Annotated in this window: 21 protein-coding genes and 2 tRNA genes; 21 read left to right on the top strand and 2 right to left on the bottom strand. The window is 62.7% G+C overall.

The features are described from left to right. The first annotated feature begins 61 nt into the window (after positions 1 to 61). From ACN8M7_RS19445 to rfbD, 14 genes are all read left to right on the top strand, one after another. Complete coding sequence (locus ACN8M7_RS19445; protein ID WP_490261840.1) at positions 62 to 2,287, top strand: AsmA family protein; 2,226 nt, start codon at positions 62 to 64, stop codon at positions 2,285 to 2,287. Then, positions 2,284 to 3,351 (top strand): A/G-specific adenine glycosylase, encoded by a 1,068-nt coding sequence (mutY, locus tag ACN8M7_RS19440; protein WP_490261839.1) that lies wholly within the window; start codon positions 2,284 to 2,286, stop codon positions 3,349 to 3,351. Before ACN8M7_RS19445 ends, mutY begins: the two co-directional genes overlap by 4 nt. Beyond that, entirely contained in the window at positions 3,348 to 3,620 is a 273-nt protein-coding gene (locus ACN8M7_RS19435; RefSeq protein ID WP_021490485.1) for an oxidative damage protection protein, read from the top strand. Before mutY ends, ACN8M7_RS19435 begins: the two co-directional genes overlap by 4 nt. A gap of 149 nt (positions 3,621 to 3,769) precedes the next feature. Next, positions 3,770 to 3,845: transfer RNA gene (locus tag ACN8M7_RS19430), tRNA-Phe, on the top strand. A 247-nt stretch (positions 3,846 to 4,092) separates the two neighbouring features. Next, positions 4,093 to 4,866, top strand: coding sequence for an ABC transporter ATP-binding protein (locus tag ACN8M7_RS19425; protein ID WP_045735742.1), 774 nt, complete (start codon positions 4,093 to 4,095; stop codon positions 4,864 to 4,866). Between the two features lie 15 nt (positions 4,867 to 4,881). Then, positions 4,882 to 5,634: an ABC transporter substrate-binding protein gene (locus ACN8M7_RS19420; protein WP_490261838.1), complete on the top strand. Its 753-nt coding sequence runs from the start codon at positions 4,882 to 4,884 to the stop codon at positions 5,632 to 5,634. Between the two features lie 57 nt (positions 5,635 to 5,691). Then, positions 5,692 to 6,387, top strand: coding sequence for an ABC transporter permease (locus ACN8M7_RS19415; protein ID WP_490261837.1), 696 nt, complete (start codon positions 5,692 to 5,694; stop codon positions 6,385 to 6,387). After that, a complete protein-coding gene (locus tag ACN8M7_RS19410) occupies positions 6,384 to 7,076 on the top strand; it encodes an ABC transporter permease (protein WP_490261836.1) in 693 nt (230 codons plus the stop codon). The genes ACN8M7_RS19415 and ACN8M7_RS19410 overlap by 4 nt, the downstream gene beginning before the upstream one ends. Before the next feature lie 46 nt (positions 7,077 to 7,122). Further along, complete coding sequence (locus ACN8M7_RS19405; protein WP_490261835.1) at positions 7,123 to 8,337, top strand: methyltransferase; 1,215 nt, start codon at positions 7,123 to 7,125, stop codon at positions 8,335 to 8,337. Positions 8,338 to 8,632: 295 nt separating this feature from the next. Next, positions 8,633 to 8,708, top strand: a tRNA-Thr gene (locus ACN8M7_RS19400). A gap of 132 nt (positions 8,709 to 8,840) precedes the next feature. After that, positions 8,841 to 9,902 carry a dTDP-glucose 4,6-dehydratase gene (rfbB, locus tag ACN8M7_RS19395; RefSeq protein WP_490261834.1) on the top strand — a complete coding sequence of 354 codons (1,062 nt, stop codon included), beginning with the start codon at positions 8,841 to 8,843 and terminating at the stop codon, positions 9,900 to 9,902. A gap of 12 nt (positions 9,903 to 9,914) precedes the next feature. After that, the gene (gene rfbA, locus ACN8M7_RS19390) at positions 9,915 to 10,787 is read left to right on the top strand and encodes a glucose-1-phosphate thymidylyltransferase RfbA (protein ID WP_061240071.1); all 873 of its coding nucleotides are present in this window, start codon (positions 9,915 to 9,917) and stop codon (positions 10,785 to 10,787) included. Next, a complete protein-coding gene (gene rfbC, locus ACN8M7_RS19385) occupies positions 10,784 to 11,332 on the top strand; it encodes a dTDP-4-dehydrorhamnose 3,5-epimerase (RefSeq protein ID WP_490261833.1) in 549 nt (182 codons plus the stop codon). The genes rfbA and rfbC overlap by 4 nt, the downstream gene beginning before the upstream one ends. Next, a complete protein-coding gene (rfbD, locus tag ACN8M7_RS19380) occupies positions 11,329 to 12,207 on the top strand; it encodes a dTDP-4-dehydrorhamnose reductase (protein WP_490261832.1) in 879 nt (292 codons plus the stop codon). The genes rfbC and rfbD overlap by 4 nt, the downstream gene beginning before the upstream one ends. Here rfbD and ACN8M7_RS19375 read toward each other — a convergent pair. Then, positions 12,189 to 13,814, bottom strand: coding sequence for a methyl-accepting chemotaxis protein (locus tag ACN8M7_RS19375; protein WP_490261831.1), 1,626 nt, complete (start codon positions 13,812 to 13,814; stop codon positions 12,189 to 12,191). The genes rfbD and ACN8M7_RS19375 overlap by 19 nt on opposite strands. A gap of 216 nt (positions 13,815 to 14,030) precedes the next feature. Between ACN8M7_RS19375 and ACN8M7_RS19370 the strand changes: the two genes are divergently transcribed. From ACN8M7_RS19370 to ACN8M7_RS19345, 6 genes are all read left to right on the top strand, one after another. Next, positions 14,031 to 15,842, top strand: coding sequence for a sensor histidine kinase (locus tag ACN8M7_RS19370; RefSeq protein WP_490261830.1), 1,812 nt, complete (start codon positions 14,031 to 14,033; stop codon positions 15,840 to 15,842). Further along, positions 15,839 to 17,224 (top strand): sigma-54-dependent transcriptional regulator, encoded by a 1,386-nt coding sequence (locus tag ACN8M7_RS19365; RefSeq protein WP_061240062.1) that lies wholly within the window; start codon positions 15,839 to 15,841, stop codon positions 17,222 to 17,224. Before ACN8M7_RS19370 ends, ACN8M7_RS19365 begins: the two co-directional genes overlap by 4 nt. 309 nt (positions 17,225 to 17,533) lie before the next feature. Then, on the top strand, positions 17,534 to 18,526 hold the full coding sequence (gene dctP, locus ACN8M7_RS19360; RefSeq protein WP_490261829.1) for a C4-dicarboxylate TRAP substrate-binding protein DctP: 993 nt from the start codon (positions 17,534 to 17,536) through the stop codon (positions 18,524 to 18,526). 136 nt (positions 18,527 to 18,662) lie between these two features. Continuing rightward, positions 18,663 to 19,292 carry a TRAP transporter small permease gene (locus ACN8M7_RS19355; protein ID WP_490260814.1) on the top strand — a complete coding sequence of 210 codons (630 nt, stop codon included), beginning with the start codon at positions 18,663 to 18,665 and terminating at the stop codon, positions 19,290 to 19,292. Beyond that, positions 19,289 to 20,569 (top strand): C4-dicarboxylate TRAP transporter large permease protein DctM, encoded by a 1,281-nt coding sequence (gene dctM / locus ACN8M7_RS19350; protein ID WP_490261828.1) that lies wholly within the window; start codon positions 19,289 to 19,291, stop codon positions 20,567 to 20,569. Before ACN8M7_RS19355 ends, dctM begins: the two co-directional genes overlap by 4 nt. 207 nt (positions 20,570 to 20,776) lie before the next feature. After that, positions 20,777 to 21,448 carry a DUF502 domain-containing protein gene (locus ACN8M7_RS19345; protein WP_490261827.1) on the top strand — a complete coding sequence of 224 codons (672 nt, stop codon included), beginning with the start codon at positions 20,777 to 20,779 and terminating at the stop codon, positions 21,446 to 21,448. On the opposite strand, the gene ACN8M7_RS19340 is transcribed toward ACN8M7_RS19345, so the two are convergent. Continuing rightward, positions 21,445 to 21,912 carry an Lrp/AsnC family transcriptional regulator gene (locus ACN8M7_RS19340; protein ID WP_490261826.1) on the bottom strand — a complete coding sequence of 156 codons (468 nt, stop codon included), beginning with the start codon at positions 21,910 to 21,912 and terminating at the stop codon, positions 21,445 to 21,447. The genes ACN8M7_RS19345 and ACN8M7_RS19340 overlap by 4 nt on opposite strands. Before the next feature lie 127 nt (positions 21,913 to 22,039). Between ACN8M7_RS19340 and ACN8M7_RS19335 the strand changes: the two genes are divergently transcribed. Next, positions 22,040 to 22,366 carry an ACT-like domain-containing protein gene (locus ACN8M7_RS19335; RefSeq protein WP_490261825.1) on the top strand — a complete coding sequence of 109 codons (327 nt, stop codon included), beginning with the start codon at positions 22,040 to 22,042 and terminating at the stop codon, positions 22,364 to 22,366. Positions 22,367 to 22,438 lie beyond the last annotated feature (72 nt).

The following is a 22,438-nucleotide window of genomic DNA, read 5'->3' as shown; positions in this document are numbered from 1 at the left end:
CGCTATAATCGGCAGTCTTCTGCACCTCGCCATTCCTGCTCTCGAAACCAAGGACCCGTCCATGAAAGCGTTAGGCAAGATCCTGGGCCTTTTCTTTCTCGGCTTGCTGCTGATCGTAGTGGCGCTGCTGTTCGCCCTGACTCACCTGTTCGACCCCAACGACTACAAGGACGAGATCCGCCAGATCGCCCACGACAAGGCCAACCTCGACCTGCAACTCAAGGGCGATATTGGCTGGAGCCTGTTCCCCTGGCTGGGCCTGGAGCTGACCGACGCCACCCTGGCCAGCGCCGATACCCCGGACAAACCCTTCGCCGACCTGCGCATGATTGGCCTGTCAGTGCGCGTGATGCCGCTGCTGCGCAAGGAAGTGCAGATGAGCGACATCCGCGTCGATGGCCTCAACCTCAACCTGCAGCGCGACGACAAGGGCCATGGCAACTGGGAAGGCGTCGGCCGCCCGGCCCAGGCCAGCACAGAACAACCAGCGCCCAGCGAGCCGGCACCGAGCGCTGACACGCCGACGAGCCAGCCGAGCGAAAAACCGGCCGGCCAGCCGCTGAAACTGGACATCGACAGCCTGACCCTGAGCAACTCGCGCGTCGACTACAGCGACGCGCAGAAAGGCCAGCAATTCACCGTCGAGAACATCGAACTGAAAACCGGCGCGATTCGTGAAGGCGCCAGCATCCCGGTCAAGTTCAGCGCCTTCTTCGGCACCAACCAGCCGCTGCTGCGGGCGCGCAGCGAAGTGGAAGGCCAACTGCGTTTCGACCGCGCCCTCAAGCGCTACCAGTTCGAAGACCTGAAGCTGACCGGCGAAGCGTCCGGCGAGCCGCTCAAGGGCAAGACCCTGAATTTCTCCGCCCAGGGCCAGTTGCTGCTCGACCAGGCCGCCAATATCGCCGAGTGGAACGGCCTCAAGCTCTCTGCCAACCAGTTGCGCGCCCTCGGCGAGATCAAGGCGCGCGAGCTGGACCAGGACGCCAAGATCTCCGGCGGGCTGTCCATCGCCTCGCTCAATCTGCGCGAGTTCCTCGAAGGTATCGGCGTCGAATTGCCCGCCATGCAGGCAGGCGATGCCCTTAGCCAGTTCGAACTGGTCAGCCGTCTGAACGGCTCGAGCAAGGGCATGATGTTTGAAGAGCTCAACCTCAAGCTCGACGGCAGCACCTTCACCGGCAACATCGGCGTGGCCGACTTCACCAAGCAGGCGCTGCGCGCCGACCTCAAGGGCGACAAGCTCGACCTCGATCGCTACCTGCCGCTGCAAGCCAAGAACAGTGCCGCAGCCGCGCGCAAGGCCGAGGTCAAGGAAAGCATCGCTGACGCCGGCAAGGACGGCACTACCGCGCTGCCCAATGCACCGACCCAGCAGGCCTGGAGCAACGAGAAAGTGCTGCCGGTGGATCAGCTGCGCAAACTCGACCTGCAACTGGCGCTCAGCCTCGGCCAGCTCAGCTACGACAAGCACCCGCTCACCGATGTCACCCTCAAGGCCAACGGCCGCGGTGGCCTGATCACCCTGGAAGAAGCGCGCGGCAAGATGCAGGGCGGCAGCTTCGTCGGCAGCGGGCGCATCGACGTGCGCCAGGCCGAACCGATGCTCAGTGTCGAGAAGCACCTGAGCCGCATACCGCTTGAACCGCTGCTGAAGAAGGACGACCAGCCCTCGCCGATCAAGGGCCTGCTCGACCTCGATGCCAAGTTCAACACTCGCGGCAACAGCCAGAAGGAGTGGATCGAAGCGCTCAACGGCAACGCCAGCTTCGTGCTCAACGATGGTGTTCTGGTCGATGCCAACCTCGAACAGCAACTGTGCCGTGGCATCGCCACCCTCAACCGCAAGTCCCTGAGCAACCCGCCAACCGGCAAGGACACGCCCTTCCGCGAACTCACGGGCAGCCTCAGCGTGCGCGATGGCGTGGCGCACAACCCTGACCTCAAGGCTCAGGTTCCAGGCCTGGCGGTCAGCGGCAACGGTGACCTCGACCTGCGCGTGCTCGGCCTCGACTACAAGGTCGGCATCACCATCGAGGGCGACAAGCGTGAAATGCCCGACCCGGCCTGCCAGGTCAACGAGCGCTATGTCGGCATCGAGTGGCCGCTGCGCTGCCGCGGCCCGCTGGAACTCGGCGCCAAGGCCTGCCGCCTGGATCAGGACGGCCTGGGCAAGATCGCAGCGCGCCTGGCCGGCAACAAGCTGACCGAGAAGCTCGAAGAAAAGCTCGGCGACAAGGTCAGCCCGGAACTGAAAGACGCACTCAAGGGCCTGTTCAACCGATGAGCCCGGAGCAGTTCAACGGCGCCGTGCTGGCCTGGTACGACCAGCACGGACGCAAGGATCTGCCCTGGCAGCAGAACATCACCCCGTACCGAGTCTGGGTTTCGGAGATCATGCTGCAGCAGACCCAGGTCAGCACCGTGCTCGGCTACTTCGACCGCTTCATGGCCGCGCTGCCGACCGTGAAGGACCTGGCCGAAGCGCCCGAGGACGAAGTGCTGCACCTGTGGACGGGCCTGGGCTACTACACCCGCGCCCGCAACCTGCAGAAGACCGCGCAGATCATCATGCGCGAGCACGGCGGCGAATTTCCGCGCAGCGTCGAGGCTCTCGCGGAGTTGCCCGGCATCGGCCGCTCCACCGCCGGTGCCATCGCCAGCCTGAGCATGGGCCTGCGTGCGTCGATCCTGGACGGCAACGTCAAGCGCGTGCTGGCGCGCTACGTGGCGCAGGAGGGCTATCCGGGCGAGCCCAAGGTGGCCAAGCAACTGTGGGACGTGGCCGAGCGCCTCACCCCGCACGAGCGAGTCAACCACTACACCCAGGCGATGATGGATCTTGGCGCCACCCTCTGCACCCGCAGCAAACCGACCTGCCTGCTGTGCCCGGTGCGCAGTGGCTGCCAGGCCCATCTGCTCGGCCTGGAGATTCGCTACCCGATACCCAAGCCGCGCAAAGCATTGCCGCAGAAACGCACCCTGATGCCGCTGCTGATCAATGACGCTGGCGACATCCTGCTCTATCGCCGCCCCTCTACCGGGCTCTGGGGCGGACTGTGGAGTCTGCCGGAGCTGGACGACCTCGATCAGCTCGCAGACCTCGCCCAGCAGCAAAAACTGAGCCTCGGCGAACGCCGTGAGCTGGAAGGCCTGAGCCACACCTTCAGCCACTTCCAACTGGCCATCGAACCCTGGCTGATCGAAGCTACCGAACAGCCCGGTCGCGTGGCCGAGGCCGACTGGCTCTGGTATAACCTCGCCACCCCGCCGCGCCTGGGCCTCGCCGCCCCGGTGAAGAAGCTGCTCAAACGCGCGGCGCAAGTCATTACCGCTGGAGAACCGACATGACCCGCACCGTACAGTGCCGCAAATACAAACAGGAACTGCCCGGCCTGGATCGCGCGCCCTACCCCGGCCCCAAGGGTGAAGACATCTTCACCAACGTATCCAAGCAGGCCTGGGACGAGTGGCAGAAGCACCAGACCATGCTGATCAACGAGCGTCGCCTGAACATGATGAACGCCGAGGATCGCAAGTTCCTCCAGGCCGAGATGGACAAGTTCCTCTCCGGCGAGGAATACGCCCAGGCCGAAGGCTACGTACCGCCAAGCGAATAAGCATGCCTGCGGGAGGGACTTGAGCCGCATCACCCGGCCCACCCTCTCCGTTTTTCCTGCTCACGAACCTAAGCGCCCGAAATAATTAAATATTTTTCAAACTCACGCTTGACACTGATCCTTCAAATCCGTCTAATAGCGCCCCGTTGGCCCAGGTAGCTCAGTTGGTAGAGCAGGGGATTGAAAATCCCCGTGTCGGCGGTTCGATTCCGTCCCTGGGCACCACTGATATACGACAAAGAGCCTCAGCCATGTGCTGGGGCTTTTTGCTTTCTGCCTCCAGCGTTTTTCTCGTGCCATTGTTTCGCCTGCGCGACAAGCAACTGCAACCAGGCGACACCCACTACCCAGCCACCCTCTATCGCCCGGCAAACGGCTTGGCGGTCACGGAAACGCTATGCTAGCTTGGCCGCCAGCCAGGACGGCCCGCCGTACGCCGGAGTGCATTCGAAGAAGACGAGGACACCACCCCATGGCCGAGGCGACGCCCGCGCTGGAAATCCGCAACCTGCACAAACGCTACGGCGATCTCGAAGTGCTCAAGGGTATTTCCCTGACGGCCAAAGACGGCGACGTCATCTCCATTCTCGGCTCCTCCGGCTCCGGTAAGTCCACCTTCCTGCGCTGCATCAATCTGCTGGAAAACCCACACAAGGGTCAGATTTTCGTCGCTGGCGAGGAGCTCAAGCTCAAGGCCGCGAAGAACGGCGATCTGGTTGCTGCCGATAACAGGCAGATCAACCGCCTGCGCAGCGAGATCGGCTTCGTCTTCCAGAATTTCAACCTGTGGCCGCACATGAGCGTGCTCGACAACATCATCGAGGCGCCACGCCGGGTACTCGGCCAGAGCAAGGCCGAGGCCATCGAGGTGGCCGAAGCGCTGCTGGCCAAGGTCGGCATCGCCGACAAACGTCACGTTTATCCCAACCAGCTATCCGGCGGCCAGCAGCAACGCGCGGCTATCGCCCGCACCCTGGCCATGCAGCCGAAGGTGATCCTGTTCGATGAGCCAACTTCGGCCCTCGACCCGGAGATGGTACAAGAAGTGCTTAATGTGATTCGCGCACTTGCCGACGAGGGTCGCACCATGCTGCTGGTGACCCATGAAATGAGTTTCGCTCGCCAGGTATCCAGCGAGGTGGTGTTCCTCCACCAGGGGCTGGTCGAGGAACAGGGGCCACCTGCCCAGGTGTTCGACAACCCGAATTCGGCACGCTGTAAACAATTCATGTCCAGCAATCGCTAACACGGAGCAACATTCATGCAGAACTATAAGAAGATCCTGCTGGCCGCGGCCGCTACCCTGGCTTTTGGCACCAGCGCTGTCGCCGCTGACAAACTGAAACTCGGCACCGAAGGCGCCTACCCACCCTTCAACCTGATCGACGCCAGCGGCAAGGTCACCGGCTTCGACGTGGAAATCGGCCAGGCGCTGTGCGCCAAGATGAAAGCCGAGTGCGAAGTGGTCACCTCCGACTGGGACGGCATCATCCCGGCCCTCAACGCCAAGAAGTTCGACTTCCTGATCGCGTCGATGTCGATCACCGACGAGCGCAAGCAGGCCGTGGACTTCACCGATCCGTACTACACCAACAAGCTGCAGTTCATCGCCCCCAAAGGCGCTGACTTCAAAACCGATAAAGACAGTCTCAAAGACAAGGTAATCGGCGCCCAACGCTCGACCATCGCCGGCACCTGGCTGGAAGAGAACCTCGATGGCGTCGTCGACATCAAGCTCTACGACACCCAGGAAAACGCCTATCTGGATCTGTCCTCCGGTCGCGTCGATGGCGTACTGGCCGACAAGTTCGTCAACTGGGAATGGCTCAAGAGCGATGCCGGCAAGGACTTCGAGTTCAAGGGCGAGCCCGTCTTCGACAACGACAAGATCGGCATTGCCGTGCGCAAGAACGATCCGCTGCGCGAGAAGCTCAACGCGGCTCTGAAGGAAATCGTCGCCGACGGCACCTACAAGCAGATCAACGACAAGTACTTCCCGTTCAGCATCTATTGATGCGTACCAGGCGCCCCGCCCCGGGGCGCCATTGCACTGAGTTAGAAAAACAAGACCATGATTCTCGACCTGCATGGCTTCGGCAACCAGCTTGCCGAAGGCACGCTCATGACCATAAAGCTCTCGCTGGCCGCCGTGTCAGTGGGTCTGCTGTTGGGCTTGCTGGGCGCCGTTGCCAAGACGTCTCGTTTTGCCATCCTGCGCGCACTGGGCACGTTCTATACCACGGTCGTGCGCGGCGTTCCCGAGACACTCTGGGTACTGATGGTCTATTTCGGCACGGTCAGCGGTCTGAATGCCATCGGCAGCCTGTTCGGCTACCCTGACCTGGCGCTTTCGCCCTTCGCCGCCGGTACCTGCGCCCTGGCCCTTTGCTTCGGTGCCTACGCGACCGAAGTCCTGCGCGGCGCACTATTGGCCATCCCCAAGGGGCATCGCGAAGCGGGTCAGACGCTTGGTTTGTCATCGATGCGCATCTTCTGGCGCATCATCCTGCCGCAGGTCTGGCGCATCGCGCTGCCTGGCCTCGGCAACCTGTACCTGGTACTGCTCAAGGACACCGCGCTGGTTTCGCTGATTTCCCTCGATGAAATCATGCGCAAGGCCAGCATCGCCTCCAACGCCACCAAGGAGCCGTTCACCTTCTACCTGGCAGCAGCGCTCATCTACCTGAGTCTCACCGTCGTGGCCATGACCATCATGCACCTGGCGGAAAAACGCGTGAGCCAGGGCTTCACGAGGAACGAGCTATGAGCGAGTGGGAACTGCTCGCCAAATGGACGCCCAAGATGCTCGAGGGCGCCCTGCTCACCCTCGAACTGCTGGGGCTTTCGGCCATCATCGGCCTGATTCTGGCGGTGCCGCTGGGTATCGCCCGCGCCTCCCGGCACTGGTACGTGCGCGCCGTACCTTACGGCTACATCTTCTTCTTCCGCGGCACGCCGCTGCTGCTGCAACTGGCGCTGGTGTACTACGGGCTGGCGCAGTTCGAGGGCGTGCGCAAGAGCATGCTCTGGCCCTATCTGCGTGACCCGTTCTTCTGCACCCTGCTGGCCATGTCGCTGCACACGGCAGCCTATATCGCCGAAATCCTGCGTGGTGCCATCCATGCGATCCCAAAAGGCGAGGTAGAAGCCGCACGTTCGCTGGGCATGTCACGCAAGCAGGCGCTACTGTTCATCATCCTGCCACGCGCCACACGCATCGCCCTGCCGGCTTACAGCAACGAAGTCATCCTCATGCTCAAGGCCAGCGCCGTGGTTTATACCGTGACGCTCTATGACTTGATGGGTATGGCCAAAACCATTGCGGCGAAGAACTACCAGTACATGCTGTTCTTCTGCTACGCAGGTCTCTTCTACCTGCTCATCACCTTGGTGCTGACCCTACTGTTCCGTCGCCTGGAGCGCTGGCTGCGTGTCGACGCCTGCCAGGGCCGTTAAGACAATCGGGCCGTCTCGGCGGCCCGCTCTGCCTGTCATATAAACCATGTCCACGCCCATCCTCACCTCAGGCGGCCTGCTCGCTCGCTTCCAGGCACTGGATGACTTTCTCCTGCATCATCAGGCGCTCTGGCGCCCACGGCCGTTCCACCATCTGCAACTGCCATGGGCGAGCGAACTGCCCGAACTCTGCGCCTGGCTCAGAAGCCGCTCGCTGGAGGAAGCCGAGAGCGGCGACAGCAACCTCTTCGCCCTCGCGGCACCAGCGCCCTTCCCCGAACTGGCACAGGCCGCACAGGCGCTCAGCCATGTGCAGCAACTGCCAGGCATCAACAGCCCGGTGCGCGAGCACGCCCTGAGTGTCGACGTGCCTGGCAGGAAGCTGGCGCAGATCCAGGCATTTGCCGGTCATCTGGAGTTTCGCCAACGCCCCGTGCATTGGCTCGACTGGTGTTCCGGCAAAGGCCATCTGGGCCGCTGGCTGACCAGTGACGATCAGCAGCTGACCTGCCTGGAGCACGACCCGGCGCTGATCGAGTCAGGTCGCGCGCTGAGCGAACGCTCGGGGCTGAATGCCCAGCATCTGCAACAGGATGTACTGGCCGATGATTGCTGCGAGCGCCTGCAGCAAGAGCACACTCCCGTCGCCCTGCACGCCTGCGGTGATCTACATGTACGCCTGCTGCAACTGGCCAGCCAGAAAGGCTGTACCCAGCTGGCAGTCGCCCCCTGCTGCTACAACCGCATCGCCGGCCTGCAGTACCAACCGCTCTCGGCTGCCGCACAAACCTCCGCCTTGCGGCTGTCACGCGACGACCTTGGCCTCCCACTGAGCGAGACCGTCACGGCTGGCGCTCGCGTGCGCAGACAACGCAACCAGTCGATGGCCTGGCGTCTGGCGTTCGACCTGCTGCAACGCCAGCTACGTGGCATCGATGAATACCTGCCAACGCCATCGCTGCCCAGCGACTGGTTCAGCAAACCCTTCGCCAGCTTCTGCCATGACCTCGCCGCGCTACGTGCCGTACCATCGCCCGGAGAGCAGAACTGGCCGGAGCTGGAAGCTCGCGGCTGGCGGCGCCTGGCCGAAGTGCGAAACCTGGAGTTGCTGCGCAACCTGTTCCGCCGGCCGCTGGAACTCTGGCTGCTGCTGGACCGCGCCCTGTATCTGCAGGAAAAGGGTTACAGCGTGAAACTGGGCACCTTCTGCGATTACCAACTGAGCCCACGCAACCTGTTGCTGCTGGCGGAGCGCGCCTGAGTTGCACACAGAAGCTGTGGATAACTCTGTTGATCCTTTCTGGGCAAATGCGCCAAAGCCAGCCGGGAATTGCCCTGTAGACATCTGGCTATTTTTCGAACAGCCACCTAAGCACCTGAAAAAACAACGACTTGCAAAAAAATCGTGATGAATCGCACAGCGTCGGTGCGTGGCTGTCGCTTATGCCTTCTCTTTGTGCATAAGCCAGAAGCCACTGATAGCCGAGCCTGAAAAAACCTGGCTCGAAGGTGGCTTTACTCAGGCCGACGAATGGATATAATGGCGGCCCTTCAGTGCCGGTATAGCTCAGCTGGTAGAGCAACTGACTTGTAATCAGTAGGTCCCGGGTTCGACTCCTGGTGCCGGCACCATCTAATATCTAAGGCCTGCTTTCATGCAGGCCTTTTTGTTTTTGCACTGTCCATATCCGTCGCTTGTTCATTGCACTTACCGCACTCGGATCGTGGGTATGGCGAAAGGTTACATTGCGAGGTTATGAACAGATGCGCATCCTTATCACCGGCGGCGCCGGCTTCATCGGTTCGGCTCTGATTCGTCATCTGCTTCAGAACACCGAGCACGAGGTACTCAACCTCGACAAGCTGACCTATGCCGGCAACCTGGAGTCGCTCACGCCGGTCGCCGACAGTCCGCGCTACCGTTTCCTCCACGCCGACATCGCCGACAGCGAGCGCGTAACCACGGCCCTGGCCGAGTTCCAGCCCGACGCCATCATGCACCTGGCCGCCGAGTCTCATGTCGATCGCTCCATCGACGGCCCGGCCGCCTTCATCCAGACCAATATCGTCGGCACCTACAGCCTTCTGGAAAGCACCCGCGCCTATTGGCTGGGTCTGGATGCAGAGCGCAAGGCAGCCTTTCGCTTCCACCACATTTCCACCGACGAGGTGTACGGCGACCTGCACGGTGTCGATGATCTGTTCAGCGAAACCACCCCCTACGCCCCAAGCTCACCGTACTCAGCGAGCAAGGCGGCGTCCGATCATCTGGTACGCGCCTGGCAACGCACCTATGGTCTGCCGGTGCTGATCACCAACTGCTCGAACAACTATGGGCCGTACCATTTCCCCGAGAAGCTGATCCCACTGATGATCCTCAACGCCCTCGCGGGCAAGCCGCTGCCGGTATATGGCAACGGCCAGCAGGTACGCGACTGGCTGTACGTGGAAGACCACGCGCGCGCGCTACTCAAGGTGGTCAGCGCAGGCAAGGTGGGCGAGACCTACAACATTGGTGGACACAACGAGCAGAAGAACCTCGACGTGGTGAAAGCCATCTGCGCCCTGCTGGAAGAGCTGGCGCCGCAGAAGCCGGCCGGGATCACCCGCTACGAGGAGCTGATCACCTACGTGCAGGACCGTCCGGGTCATGACCTGCGCTATGCCATCGACGCCAGCAAGATCGAGCGCGAATTGGGCTGGGTGCCGCAGGAAACCTTCGAAAGCGGGCTGCGCAAGACCGTGCAGTGGTATCTGGACAACCTCGACTGGTGCGGCCGCGTGCAGGATGGCAGCTATCAAGGCCAGCGACTCGGCGCACTCTAAGGAGCAGGAACAATGAAAGGCATCATCCTCGCCGGCGGCTCCGGCACTCGCCTGCACCCCATCACCCTCGGCGTGTCCAAGCAGCTGCTGCCGATCTATGACAAGCCGATGATCTACTATCCGCTGTCGGTGCTGATGCTGGCCGGCATTCGCGAGATTCTGATCATCTCCACCCCCGAAGACCTGCCCAACTTTCGCAAGATGCTCGGTGACGGCAGCCAGTTCGGCATCGAACTGCAGTATGCCGAGCAACCCTCGCCCGACGGTCTGGCACAGGCCTTCCTGATCGGTGAGTCGTTCATTGGCAATGACTCGGTGTGCCTGATCCTCGGCGACAACATTTTCCATGGTCAGCACTTCACCGAGAAACTGCTGCGCGCTGCCAGCCACGACAGCGGCGCCACGGTCTTCGGCTACTGGGTCAGCGATCCCGAGCGTTTTGGCGTGGTCGAATTCGATGCCGCAGGCAACGCGCTGTCGATCGAGGAAAAGCCGGCCAAACCCAAGTCCAGCTTTGCCGTGACTGGCCTGTATTTCTACGACAACGACGTGGTACAGATCGCCAAGGCGGTCAAACCCTCGCCGCGCGGCGAGTTGGAAATTACCGACGTGAACAATGCCTACCTGGCACGCGGCGATCTGCGCGTCGAGCGCTTCGGCCGCGGCTTCGCCTGGCTCGATACCGGCACCCACGACAGTCTGCTGGATGCCTCGCATTACGTGCAGACGGTGGAAAAGCGCCAGGGCCTGAAGGTCGCCTGCCTCGAGGAGATCGCGTACCAGCAAGGCTGGATCGACCGTGAGCAACTGCTCGCCTGCGCCAAGGCGCTGGGCAAGACCGGCTATGGCCAGTACCTGTTCAAGCTGGCGGAGGAATCGCTGTGAAAGTCATCGCAACGGCACTGCCGGAAGTACTGATTCTCGAACCCCAGATATTCGGTGACGAGCGCGGCTTCTTCTACGAGAGCTTCAATGCACGGCGCTTTGCCGAAGCCACCGGGGTATCCCGCGAGTTCGTGCAGGACAACCACTCGCGCTCCGCGCGCGGCGTACTGCGCGGCCTGCATTACCAACTGCAGCAGGCTCAGGGCAAGCTGGTCCGGGTCAGTGCTGGCGAAGTTTACGACGTGGCCGTCGACGTACGCCGCGGCTCAGCGAATTTCGGCAAATGGGTCGGCGTCCATCTGTCGGCCGAAAACAAGCGTCAGCTCTGGGTGCCCGAAGGTTTCGCGCATGGTTTCCTGGTGCTCAGCGAACACGCCGAATTCCTCTACAAGACCACTGACTACTACGCGCCAGCGCACGAACGGTGTATCCGCTGGGATGACGCGCAGTTGGCAATCGACTGGCCACTGGACGGCCTGGAACCTCAGCTGTCGGCCAAGGATCAACAGGGCCTGAACCTGAACGAAGCCGAGACCTTTGCATGAAGATTCTGATTACAGGTCACACCGGCCAGGTCGCCCGTGAGCTGCAGCGGGCACTGGGCGAACACGAACTGCTCAGCCTGGGGCGTGAACAGTTTGACCTGGCGCGTCCGCAGAGCCTGAGCGAGGTCATCCTCCGTGAGCGTCCGGCGCTGGTGATCAACGCCGCGGCCTACACCGCAGTCGACCAGGCCGAACAGGAGCGCGAACTGGCCTTCGCCATCAACGCCGAGGCGCCGGGCGCCATGGCCGATGCCTGCTTCGAGCTGGACATTCCGCTGATTCACTACTCCACCGATTACATCTTCGATGGCAGCAAGCAGACGCCCTATCGCGAAGCCGATACGCCACGCCCACTGGGCGTCTACGGTGCCAGCAAGGTGGCCGGAGAGCAGGCGCTGCGCATCAGTGGCTGCGATCACCTGATCCTGCGTACCAGCTGGGTCTACTCGCAGCACGGGCGCAACTTCCTCTTGACCATGCAGCGCCTGCTGCAGGAGCGCGAGGAGCTCAGCGTGGTTGACGACCAGATCGGCGCCCCAACCTGGGCCGGCAGCATCGCCAACGCCACCGCCGAGCTGATCGACAAGTGGCAGCAAGGGCGCCACCGCTGGGGCACCTACCATCTGACCTGCCAGGGCGAAACCAGCTGGTTCGGCTTCGCCAGCGCCATCGCGGAGCACCTGCGCGCCGCCGGCAAACCTTGCGCCCGGCTACGCCCGATCCCTAGCAGCGAGTACCCGACACCGGCGCAACGCCCACTCAATTCCCGCCTGGACGGTGCGCGCCTGGAAGAGGAGTGGCAGATTCGCCTGCCGGACTGGCAAGAGGCGCTGCAGCAGTGCCTGGACGAGACGCCTCAGGCGGTGAAGCGCTGAATCTGCTGCTGTAGACCACTGGCAAGCTGAGCGAGATCACGACTAGCCAGCGAACTCTGCTCGGCACCACTGACCACCTCACTGATGCTGTCGTTGAGGCCGTTGATATTCTGGCTGATCTCGCTCGCCACCGCGGTCTGTTCTTCGGTGGCTGCCGAGATCTGCACATTGCCGTCAGCGATGGTTTCAATAGTCAGGGCAATGTGATTGAGCACCTCCTCGGCCTCACGGGCATGACCGACACTGCTCTGCGCCTGTTCGCGCGACTGCCGCATGGCGCTGACCGCGCTGCGCGCACCGCTCTGCAGGCCGTCGATCATGCTGCGAATCGACTCGGTGGCCTGCTGGGTGTTGCTGGCCAGGCTACGCACCTCGTCGGCAACCACGGCAAAACCACGCCCGGCCTCTCCCGCGCGCGCCGCCTCGATCGCGGCATTCAGTGCCAGCAGGTTGGTCTGCTCGGCGATGCTCTGGATCACCCCGAGCACCTTGCTAATTTCATCGCTCTGGCCGTGCAGGTTGTCGATGACCTTGGCCGCTTGCTCAACCGATGAGGACAACTCGCGAATGGCACTCAGGTTGGCCTGCACCAGATCGCGCCCCTGGCGGGCCTCACGATTGGCATCGGCGGCGGCGCCCGCCATGCTTTGTGCGTTCTGCGCCACTTCCTGCACCGCGACGCTCATCTCGTGCACAGCAGTGGCGACCATATTGGTCTGGTCGCCCTGACTGGTCGCCGCCCGGCTCGCCTGCGTGCTGATCGCGCTCATCTCCTCCGCCGACGTGGCGAGCTGGGTCGCGGTATCAGTCAGATGGCGGATCAGGCTTTGCTGATGTTCGAGCAGGGTATTGAAGGCTCGCGCGGTGTCAGCCACTTCGTCCCGTCCGTCGACATCGCCCCGCAGCGTCAGGTTGGAGCTCTGCTGCACCTTGCTGATCAGATCGCGCAGGGCAAACAGCGGGCGAATGATGGACAAGCCGATCAGCAGCGTCACCGCCAGCACCAGAAGTGACGCGACCACCCCGATGCCGATGAAGAGATTGCGCATCGACGCGTAGAGCTCAGCGGTACGCGCGCCGAGCTTCTCGCCTTCGCTGAGCTGCAGGGCGATCAGGTCAGACAACTCGCTTCCGAGCGGATCGAAGGTGTCGTACAGCTCACGGTTGAAGCTACGCGCCTCCATCGTCCGCAGTTGGCCGCCATCGAGCTTGCCCTTGTACTGGTCCACCAGTTGCTGCACCCGCTGCAGGTCGACGCGCACCCGCTCGACCCTGGCCTTTTCGTCCTGAGTCAGATCGGTTGCCAGATAAGCCTTCCAGGCCTGGTCGCCGCGCTGACGGGCAGATGCCAGCGCTTCGCGCAACTTGGCCTCGTCGAAGAGTTCGGCGCGGTATTTGTGCAGGGCGTCGACGATGGTCACCGCGTAGGCGTCGGAGAACACCTTGAGCTGGCTGACCGGCTGCATGCGGTCCTTGAACAGCTCCTCGAAACTCTGGTTCAGCCGGCTGGCGTTGTTCACCGCCATGCCAATCACCAGTACCAGCACCACCAGCGGCAGCAGGGCCAGCAACATCAAACGCATGCGAACGGTCAGTTGTGAAAGCATGGACGCGCTCCAGAAAGACAATATGGATAAATCGTCCTTGAGGAGTACAACGGATGGCACCAGCCCAGGCCCCTGAGCCACCCGGAATTCACGCCGGCTAACAGATGGCGTTCACCTGCTTAAAATCGCGCACCTGGCGGCGGCGCTACGTTACAGTATTGGCCACGTCGCGTAACCTGCATCGACCGTTTTACAACACCTTCAGCAGTCGAACCCATGCCCAGCACTCCCCACCCCCGCCGCCTTCGCTGGCGCAGCCTTGTGCTGCTGGCGCTGCTGCTTGCCCCGCTACTATGGCCTGTCCACTTCCTGGCCGAGAGCTATTACCGCAAGGTGCTGATCGAGCAGAACCGACAAACTCTCGATCTGTATGTTGCCAACCTGCTCGGCACACTACGCCGCTATGAGGTCCTGCCGCAGATTCTCGGCGATCTTCCTGGTCTGCGCGCCGCCCTGGATGCCCCAGAAGACCCTGCCACACTGAATGACGCCAACCGCCTGCTGGCCCGCGTGAAAAACCAGACCGGCGCCAACGTGATTTACCTGATGAACCCGCAGGGCATCACCCTGGCCGCCTCCAATTGGGACAAACCCGACAGCTTCGTCGCCGGCAATTTCGCTTTCCGCCCCTACTTCCGTGAAGCGCTGGCGGGGCGCCTGGGCCGCTTCTTCGGCCTGGGCACAACGTCCGGCAAACGCGGCTACTACTTCGCCTATCCAGTACGCGAGAATGAACACAACATCGGCGCACTGGTGGTCAAGGTCGACCTCGACCATACCGAAACGCTGTGGGGCAACACTCCCGAGCAATTGCTGGTCACCGATACCAACGGCGTGGTGATCCTCACCTCGCGCCCGGATTGGCGCTTCCACGCCAGCCGGCCACTGGACCGCGTCGAACAATCGGCCATTGCCGCCAACCAGCCCTACCCGACCCAGGCTCCGCCCCGACTCGATCTCGATCCCAACGCCTGGCTGACGCAAAGCCGTACCCTGGACGAAACTGGCTGGACAGTGAGCATTCTCGCTCCGCGCATCCTGCTCGACCGCCCAGTGCGCAGCGCCGTGGCCGTGGGCGCAGCTGCCTTGCTGGCACTGCTGCTACTGCTTGGCCTGCTGATACTGCGCCGCCGCCACTACCTCGAACGCATCGCCCTAGATGCCCGCGCCAAGGCCGAACTGGAGCAGCGCGTGGCCGAGCGGACACAGGACCTGGAGCTGCTCAACAGCTGCCTCAAGCAGGAAGTGCTCGAGCGTGAGCATGCGCAGCAGGAACTGGTACGCGCGCAGGATGAACTGGTCCAGGCTGGCAAACTCTCGGCACTTGGCACCATGAGCGCCAGCATCAGCCATGAGCTCAACCAACCGCTGGGAGCGATCCGTAGCTACGCGGAGAACGCCAGCACCCTGCTCGACCATCAGCGCAGCGACGATGCTCGCGCCAACCTCAAGCTGATCAGCGAGTTGACCGAGCGCATGGCCTCGATCATCGCGCACCTGCGCGCCTTCGCCCGCCGTGACCGCCACGCGCCGGAACGGGTTGCCCTGCAGCCGGCACTGGACGACGCCCTCTCGCTGCTGGCCAAACGCCGCCGGGCCATGGACGTGGAACTGATTCGTGACCTGCCCGATGCCACGCTCTGGGTTCAGGCTGGCGAAACGCGCCTGCGCCAGGTGCTCGGCAACCTGCTCGGCAACGCCCTCGACGCCCTGGTAGACAAGGCGCCGCCACGACGCATCTGGATCAGCATCGAGCTTCAGGCCGATCACCTCATCCTGCTGCTTCGCGACAATGGCCCCGGATTTTCTGCCGAATCGCTGGCGCGCGCGCGCGAGCCATTCTTCACCACCAAGACCAGTGCCCAGGGCCTGGGGCTGGGCCTGGCCATCTGCGATAGTCTGGTGCGTGCGCTGGACGGCGAACTGCAACTGGCAAACCATCCGGCCGGCGGCGCGCTGATCACCCTGCGCCTGCGCCTGGCCAGCCCCGGCATCAACCTGCAACCCTCAGAGGATCCTTCGCCATGACCAGCGACAGCGCCATCGACAGCCGCGTTCAGGTACTGCTGATCGACGACGACGCCCATCTGCGCCAGGCACTCAGCCAGACGCTCGACCTGGCCGGACTCAAGGTCGTCAGCCTGGGCGATGCGCAGGGTCTGGCCGCACGCATTCCCGCTGGCTGGCCAGGGGTGGTGGTCAGCGATATCCGCATGCCGGGCATCGACGGCCTGCAACTGCTGCAGCAACTGCGCGAGCGCGATACCGAGCTGCCAGTGCTGCTGATCACCGGCCACGGCGACGTGCCGCTGGCCGTACAGGCGATGCGCGCAGGCGCCTACGACTTCCTGGAAAAGCCTTTCGCCAACGATGATCTGCTCGACAGCGTGCGCCGCGCACTGGAGCTGCGCCGCCTGGTACTGGACAACCGCAGCCTGCGCATGGCGCTCAATGACCGCCAGCAACTCTCCAGCCGCCTGGTTGGTCAGTCGCCCGCCATGCAGCGTCTGCGCGAGCAGATCGGCGCACTGGCCTGTATCGCCACCGACGTCCTGATTCTGGGCGAGACAGGTGCCGGCAAGGAGGTGGTCGCACGCGCCCTGCACGACCTGTCCAATCGTCGCGATGGCCCCTTCGTCGCCATCAACGCCGGGGCACTGGCGGAGTCCGTGGTCGAGAGCGAGCTGTTCGGCCACGAGGCCGGCGCCTTCACCGGCGCGCAGAAGCGCCGCATCGGCAAGTTCGAGTTCGCCAACGGCGGCACTCTGTTTCTCGATGAGATCGAGAGCATGAGCATGGACGTGCAGGTCAAACTGCTGCGCCTGCTGCAGGAACGCGTGGTCGAACGCCTCGGTGGCAATCAGCTGATTCCGCTGGATATCCGCGTCATCGCCGCGACCAAGGAAGACCTGCGCCAGGCCGCCGATGCCGGGCGTTTCCGCGCCGACCTCTACTACCGCCTCAACGTCGCGCCGCTATCCATTCCGCCATTGCGTGAACGCGGCGAGGACGCCCTGCAGCTATTCCAGCATTTCGCCGATGCGGCGGCGGCCCGCCACACCCTGGCACCCCGCGAGCTCCAGCCAGGACAACGTGCTTTGCTGCTGCGTCACCCCTGGCCGGGCAACGTGCGCGAACTGCAGAACGCTGCCGAACGTTTCGCACTCGGCCTGGAGCTGGCTCTCGACAGCAACGCGCCGAGCCTGCCACCGGTCAATGGCGGGCTGAGCGAACAGGTCGAAGCCTTCGAGCGCGCCCTTATCGCTGCCGAACTGAGCCGTCCACACGGCTCGCTGCGCAGCCTGGCTGAAGCACTGGGCATACCGCGCAAGACCCTGCATGACAAATTGCGCAAACACGGGCTGAACTTCTCCGGCGCTGGCGGAAGCTCGCCAGAGGACTTCGACTGACTGGCGGCAAACCGCCAGCTCCACCCCTTCCAGAACGCTCACCAGCGCGCAGGGGACGCTCTCCGGGCCCCGCCAGAAAATCAATAAAGCCAGCAGCCATGGGCCTTTGCGCGATACATAGGGGCAGCACTTGGCAGACTGGCACAAGGGTTGCTCTAGGCTAACCTCAAGCGAACCCACAAGTACAAGTCCAGGCGTCGCTAATGCCACCCGGCGTTTTTTCTCCAAGCCGCCTAGACTTGCTCTTGTCCGTTCGTCATCAGCGCCTTCGGCGCAAATGCGATAAACACAACAAGAGGAAGCATCCGCATGTTCAAACTGACTGCCAAGGCGCTGGCTTGCGCTCTGTCCCTGTCCATCGCTGGCGTGGTTCACGCTGCCGATCCGATCGTCATCAAATTCTCCCACGTGGTTGCCGAGCACACCCCGAAAGGTCAGGGTGCCATGCTGTTCAAGCAACTGGCTGAACAGCGCCTGGGCGACAAGGTCAAGGTCGAGGTTTACCCGAACTCCTCGCTGTTCGGTGACGGCAAGGAAATGGAAGCACTGCTGCTCGGTGACGTGCAGATCATTGCCCCGTCCCTGGCCAAGTTCGAGCATTACACCAAGCAACTGCAGGTATTCGACCTGCCCTTCCTGTTCGATAACATGGCGGCGGTCGATCGCTTCCAGAAAGGTCCGGAAGGCCAGAAACTGCTGACCTCCATGACCGACAAGGGCATCACCGGCCTGGCCTACTGGCACAACGGCCTCAAGCAGCTGTCCGCCAACAAGGCCCTGCTGGAGCCGAAGGACGCCCGTGGCCTGAAATTCCGCGTACAGGCTTCCGCCGTACTGGAAGAGCAGTTCAAGGCCGTGCGCGCCAACCCGCGCAAGATGAGCTTCGCCGAGGTTTACCAGGGCCTGCAGACTGGCGTGGTCAACGGTGCCGAGAACCCGTACTCGAACATCTACAGCCAGAAGATGAACGAAGTACAGAAGTACATCACCGAGTCCAACCATGGCCTGCTGGACTACATGCTGATCACCAACACCAAGTTCTGGGACGGTCTGCCGGCTGACGTTCGTGACGAGCTGAACAAGATCGTTGCCGAGGTCACCGTCGAGGTGAACAAGCAGGCTGACGCCCTCAACGAAGGTGACAAGCAGCGCATCATCGACGCTGGCACCACCGAAATTCTGACCCTGACTCCGGAGCAGCGCAACGAATGGCGTGCCGCCATGCAGCCGGTGTGGAAGAAGTTCGAAGGTGAGATCGGTCCTGATCTGATCAAGGCCGCACAAGCAGCCAACCAGCAATAAGGCCGGAGAGCCGTAGGGTGGGCAGAGCGTCGTCGCTCTGACCCACCACGACGCCCGCGACGGGCGTCGTCCCATGCTGTGACCGGTGGGCCGGTATCGTCCCACCCTACGCCCTTTCCATTCGGGAGATCCCACCATGAACGCCTTGCGGCGCGTCTGGGAGCACTTCGAGGAAGGCTTCATCGCCTTTCTCCTGGCAGCCATGACGCTGATCACGTTCGTCTACGTGATCCTCAACAACTTCTACACCCTGTTCTACTGGCTGGGTGACCATCTCGGCGGTAACGAGTTTCTGCTCGGTATCGGCGACTTCATTCTCGACCTTGCCCAGGCCATGACCTGGAGCAACGCGCTGACCAAGGCCCTGTTCGGCTGGCTGATCTTCTTCGGCCTGGCCTATGGCGTGCGCACCGCCGGCCACATCGGCGTCGACGCCCTGGTCAAGCTCGCCCCACGCGGCATTCAGCGCATCATCGGCGTCATCGCCTGCCTGTGCTGCCTGGGTTACGCCGGCCTGATCGCGGTCGGCAGCTTCGACTGGGTACACACCCTGTTCGTCGCCGGTATCGGTGCCGAGGACCTCGGCCACTACGGCATCCAGCAATGGCATATCGGCATGATCGTGCCGTTCGGCTACGCCATGGTGTTCATCCGCTTCACGGAAATCCTCGTGCGCATCCTGCGCAACGAGCAGACCGGCCTGGGCCTGGCGGACGAAGCCGCCGATGCGCTGAAGATCAATGAGCACGAGGAGCCCAAGCAATGACCGTTCTGTTCCTCTTCCTGCTGTTGTTCCTGCTGATGTTCATCGGCGTGCCGATCGCCGCGTCGCTCGGCCTGGCCGGTTCGATCACCATCATGCTGTTCAGCCCCGACTCGGTGCGCTCGCTGGCGATCAAGCTGTTCGAGACCTCCGAGCACTACACCCTGCTGGCGATTCCGTTCTTCCTGCTGTCGGGCGCCTTCATGACCACCGGCGGCGTGGCCCGCCGCCTGATCGACTTCGCCAACGCCTGCGTCGGCCACATCCGTGGCGGCCTGGCCATTGGTGCAGTACTGGCGTGCATGCTGTTCGCCGCGCTGTCCGGTTCCTCGCCGGCCACCGTAGCGGCGGTGGGCTCCATCGCCATCGCCGGCATGGTGCGTTCCGGTTATCCGCAGGCCTTCGGCGCCGGTATCGTGTGTAACGCCGGTACCCTGGGCATCCTGATTCCGCCGTCGATCGTGATGGTGGTGTACGCCGCTGCCACCGAGCAGTCGGTGGGCAAGCTGTTCATGGCCGGTGTGGTGCCGGGCCTGCTGCTCGGCCTGGTGCTGATGGTGGCGATCTACATCGTCGCGCGCATCAAGAAGCTGCCGGCCCTGCCGCGCGCCAGCTTCCGCGAGTGGCTGCGTTCCGCCCGTGAAGCGTTCTGGGGCCTGCTGCTGATGGTGATCATCCTCGGTGGTATCTACACCGGCATGTTCACCCCGACCGAGGCAGCGGCCGTGGCCGCGGTGTACGCCGGCTTCGTCGCCCTGTTCGTGTACAAGGACCTGAAGATCCGCGAGTGCCCGAAGGTGCTGCTGGAGTCCGGCAAGCTGACCATCATGCTGATGTTCATCATCGCCAACGCCATGCTCTTCGCCCACGTGCTGACCACCGAGCAGATCCCGCAGCAGATCACCGCCTGGGTGGTGGAGCTGGGCCTGCAGCCGTGGCAGTTCCTGCTGGTGGTGAACATCGTGCTGCTGATCGCCGGTGCCTTCATGGAGCCGTCGGCGATCATCCTGATCCTGGCGCCGATCCTGTTCCCGATCGCCATGCAGCTGGGCATCGACCCGATCCACCTGGGCATCATCATGGTGGTGAACATGGAGATCGGCCTGATCACACCACCGGTGGGACTGAACCTGTTCGTCACCTCGGCGGTGACCGGCATGCCGCTGACCGCGGTGATCCGCGCGGCGCTGCCGTGGCTGATGATGCTGATCAGCTTCCTCATGGTGATCACCTACATCCCGGCCGTGTCCATGGCCCTGCCGAACTGGCTGGGGATGTAAGCGCTCAACGCAAAGACGCTACTTCGGTACCTTGTGTACCTGCTAAGCCCGGCCTCAGTGCCGGGCTTTTTTTTGCACGTCATGAAAACCAGGCAGTCCGAGGAAAAGTGTTGTCGCCATTTTCCCACTCACGCAGCAGAGATGACTGCCCAGTACAGAACGTCCTGGCGTAAAGTTCCCCGGCACATTCATCAAGGAAATCGCGGCATGATCAGACGCAGCCTGAAATCCATCGTGACCACCTGGCTGACCGGCCTGCTGGCGTTACTTCCGCTGGTGCTAACCCTGGCGCTGCTCGCCTGGATATTCAGCCTGCTCAATCGCCTGGTCGGCCCCTCGACCCTGATCGGCCAATTGTTCGCGGCGCTCGGCCAGCCCTTTTCCAGCAACGGCTACATGGCTTACCTGCTGGGCAGCCTGGTGCTGCTGGCCAGCCTCTACCCACTGGGTCTGGCCGTGCAACTGGGCCTGCGTCGCCCCCTGGCCTGGCTGTTCGACCACACGCTGCGCCGCACCCCGCTGATCGGCAATTTCTACAACCTGGCCGATCGTTTCGTTGGCTTGCTGGACAAGAGCAAGAACCCGGACATCACCACCATGGCCCCGGTCTGGTGCTTCTTCGGTGGCGATGGTGCTGCCGTGCTCGCCCTGCGCCCGAGTTCGGAAAGCGTCGAGCTGGAAGGTCGCGCCTACTGCGCCATCCTCATTCCCACCGCGCCGATTCCCGTCGGTGGCGGCCTGCTCTACGTACCGGAGCAATGGATACGTCCAGCCGACATGGGCGTGGATCAGCTGACCAGCATCTATGTATCCATGGGCCTGACACCGCCAGGCAAGCGGGCGCAGCAGCAGAGCGAGCCCATGGTGGTGAAACCCTAAGCAAGCGGCAAAACGGTGGTGGACTTGATCTCCGATAACGCGACGATGGAGTTCACCTCCTGGATGCCGGGCACCAGCGACAGCTTCTCGAAGAAGAAACGCTCATAAGCCTCGATATCGCGCGTGACGATGCGCAGCATGAAGTCCACGGCGCCCATCAGCACATGACACTCCAACACCTCGGGAAACTCGCGCATCGCTTCGGCGAACTCGGTCAGGTTGGAGCGACCATGGGCGTTGAGCTTGACCTGGGCGAACACCTGCGTGTGCAGGCCGATGCGCTTGCGATCGAGCAGCGTCACCTGCTTGCGGATAACCCCTTCCTCCTTGAGCCGCTGGATACGGCGCCAGCAGGGCGACTGCGACAGTCCGATGCGCTCGGCAATCTCGGCAGTGGAAAGCCCGGCATCCTCCTGCAGCAGGGCAAGAATGCGTTGATCGTATGAATCCAGAGCGACAGACATAAAAATTCCTCATTAGCCTAATATCCAGGCAAGTCTATCCAGAGAAACGCGATTAACACAGAAAACAAGGCAGAACTTTTGCCGGAACAAGGCGGAAACTTAGGCAAAACCTGCCCGAGCCGCCACCATGCCTGATACCACTGCGTTTGCCCTCGCCCCCAATCGCCGCGATCCCTGGCAGGATCGTCCCGACGCCTGCGTCGAATACCAGCTGCGCACCGACGCCGAGGCGGATGTCATGTGCCGCCTGCTCGGCCTGTTCGCCCAACTGCAATTGCTGCCTGAAGCGCTGCACATGCAGCGCCTGCAGGATGACCTGCATATCAGCCTGCGCCTGCCCGGTATCTCGCTGCATCGTGCGGGCGTATTGGCACAGAAGCTGCGCGGCCTGGTCTGCGTCTGGGAGGTGAGCTGGCAGCGCCTGGATCACAACCTGGTGACGGAGGTGGCCTGAAGCGGGCGCTCGGTCACGTCGGGCCCTTCGCCCTTACAGCGCTTTTCGGGCATCCTAGCGAGGCTGAGAAGG

Origin of the sequence: Pseudomonas spartinae (assembly GCF_965197125.1) — a bacterium.
In the GTDB taxonomy this organism is placed as follows: Bacteria; Pseudomonadota; Gammaproteobacteria; order Pseudomonadales; family Pseudomonadaceae; genus Aquipseudomonas; species Aquipseudomonas composti_A.
The sequence above is the reverse complement of the archived record's forward strand: the minus strand, read 5'-3'. Positions and strand labels throughout refer to the sequence as shown.

Bases quoted from the DNA above. Each gene is read 5' to 3' on its own strand.
- dctP (WP_490261829.1), top strand. From the start codon at position 17,534: ATGTTCAAACTGACTGCCAAGGCGCTGGCTTGCGCTCTGTCCCTGTCC.
- rfbA (WP_061240071.1), top strand. From the start codon at position 9,915: ATGAAAGGCATCATCCTCGCCGGCGGCTCCGGCACTCGCCTGCACCCC.
- ACN8M7_RS19405 (WP_490261835.1), top strand. From the start codon at position 7,123: ATGTCCACGCCCATCCTCACCTCAGGCGGCCTGCTCGCTCGCTTCCAG.
- ACN8M7_RS19370 (WP_490261830.1), top strand. From the start codon at position 14,031: ATGCCCAGCACTCCCCACCCCCGCCGCCTTCGCTGGCGCAGCCTTGTG.
- ACN8M7_RS19340 (WP_490261826.1), bottom strand. From the start codon at position 21,912: ATGTCTGTCGCTCTGGATTCATACGATCAACGCATTCTTGCCCTGCTG.
- ACN8M7_RS19445 (WP_490261840.1), top strand. From the start codon at position 62: ATGAAAGCGTTAGGCAAGATCCTGGGCCTTTTCTTTCTCGGCTTGCTG.
- ACN8M7_RS19415 (WP_490261837.1), top strand. From the start codon at position 5,692: ATGATTCTCGACCTGCATGGCTTCGGCAACCAGCTTGCCGAAGGCACG.
- dctM (WP_490261828.1), top strand. From the start codon at position 19,289: ATGACCGTTCTGTTCCTCTTCCTGCTGTTGTTCCTGCTGATGTTCATC.
- ACN8M7_RS19355 (WP_490260814.1), top strand. From the start codon at position 18,663: ATGAACGCCTTGCGGCGCGTCTGGGAGCACTTCGAGGAAGGCTTCATC.
- ACN8M7_RS19420 (WP_490261838.1), top strand. From the start codon at position 4,882: ATGCAGAACTATAAGAAGATCCTGCTGGCCGCGGCCGCTACCCTGGCT.
- ACN8M7_RS19345 (WP_490261827.1), top strand. From the start codon at position 20,777: ATGATCAGACGCAGCCTGAAATCCATCGTGACCACCTGGCTGACCGGC.
- ACN8M7_RS19435 (WP_021490485.1), top strand. From the start codon at position 3,348: ATGACCCGCACCGTACAGTGCCGCAAATACAAACAGGAACTGCCCGGC.
- ACN8M7_RS19425 (WP_045735742.1), top strand. From the start codon at position 4,093: ATGGCCGAGGCGACGCCCGCGCTGGAAATCCGCAACCTGCACAAACGC.
- rfbD (WP_490261832.1), top strand. From the start codon at position 11,329: ATGAAGATTCTGATTACAGGTCACACCGGCCAGGTCGCCCGTGAGCTG.
- ACN8M7_RS19410 (WP_490261836.1), top strand. From the start codon at position 6,384: ATGAGCGAGTGGGAACTGCTCGCCAAATGGACGCCCAAGATGCTCGAG.
- ACN8M7_RS19375 (WP_490261831.1), bottom strand. From the start codon at position 13,814: ATGCTTTCACAACTGACCGTTCGCATGCGTTTGATGTTGCTGGCCCTG.
- rfbB (WP_490261834.1), top strand. From the start codon at position 8,841: ATGCGCATCCTTATCACCGGCGGCGCCGGCTTCATCGGTTCGGCTCTG.
- ACN8M7_RS19365 (WP_061240062.1), top strand. From the start codon at position 15,839: ATGACCAGCGACAGCGCCATCGACAGCCGCGTTCAGGTACTGCTGATC.
- ACN8M7_RS19335 (WP_490261825.1), top strand. From the start codon at position 22,040: ATGCCTGATACCACTGCGTTTGCCCTCGCCCCCAATCGCCGCGATCCC.
- mutY (WP_490261839.1), top strand. From the start codon at position 2,284: ATGAGCCCGGAGCAGTTCAACGGCGCCGTGCTGGCCTGGTACGACCAG.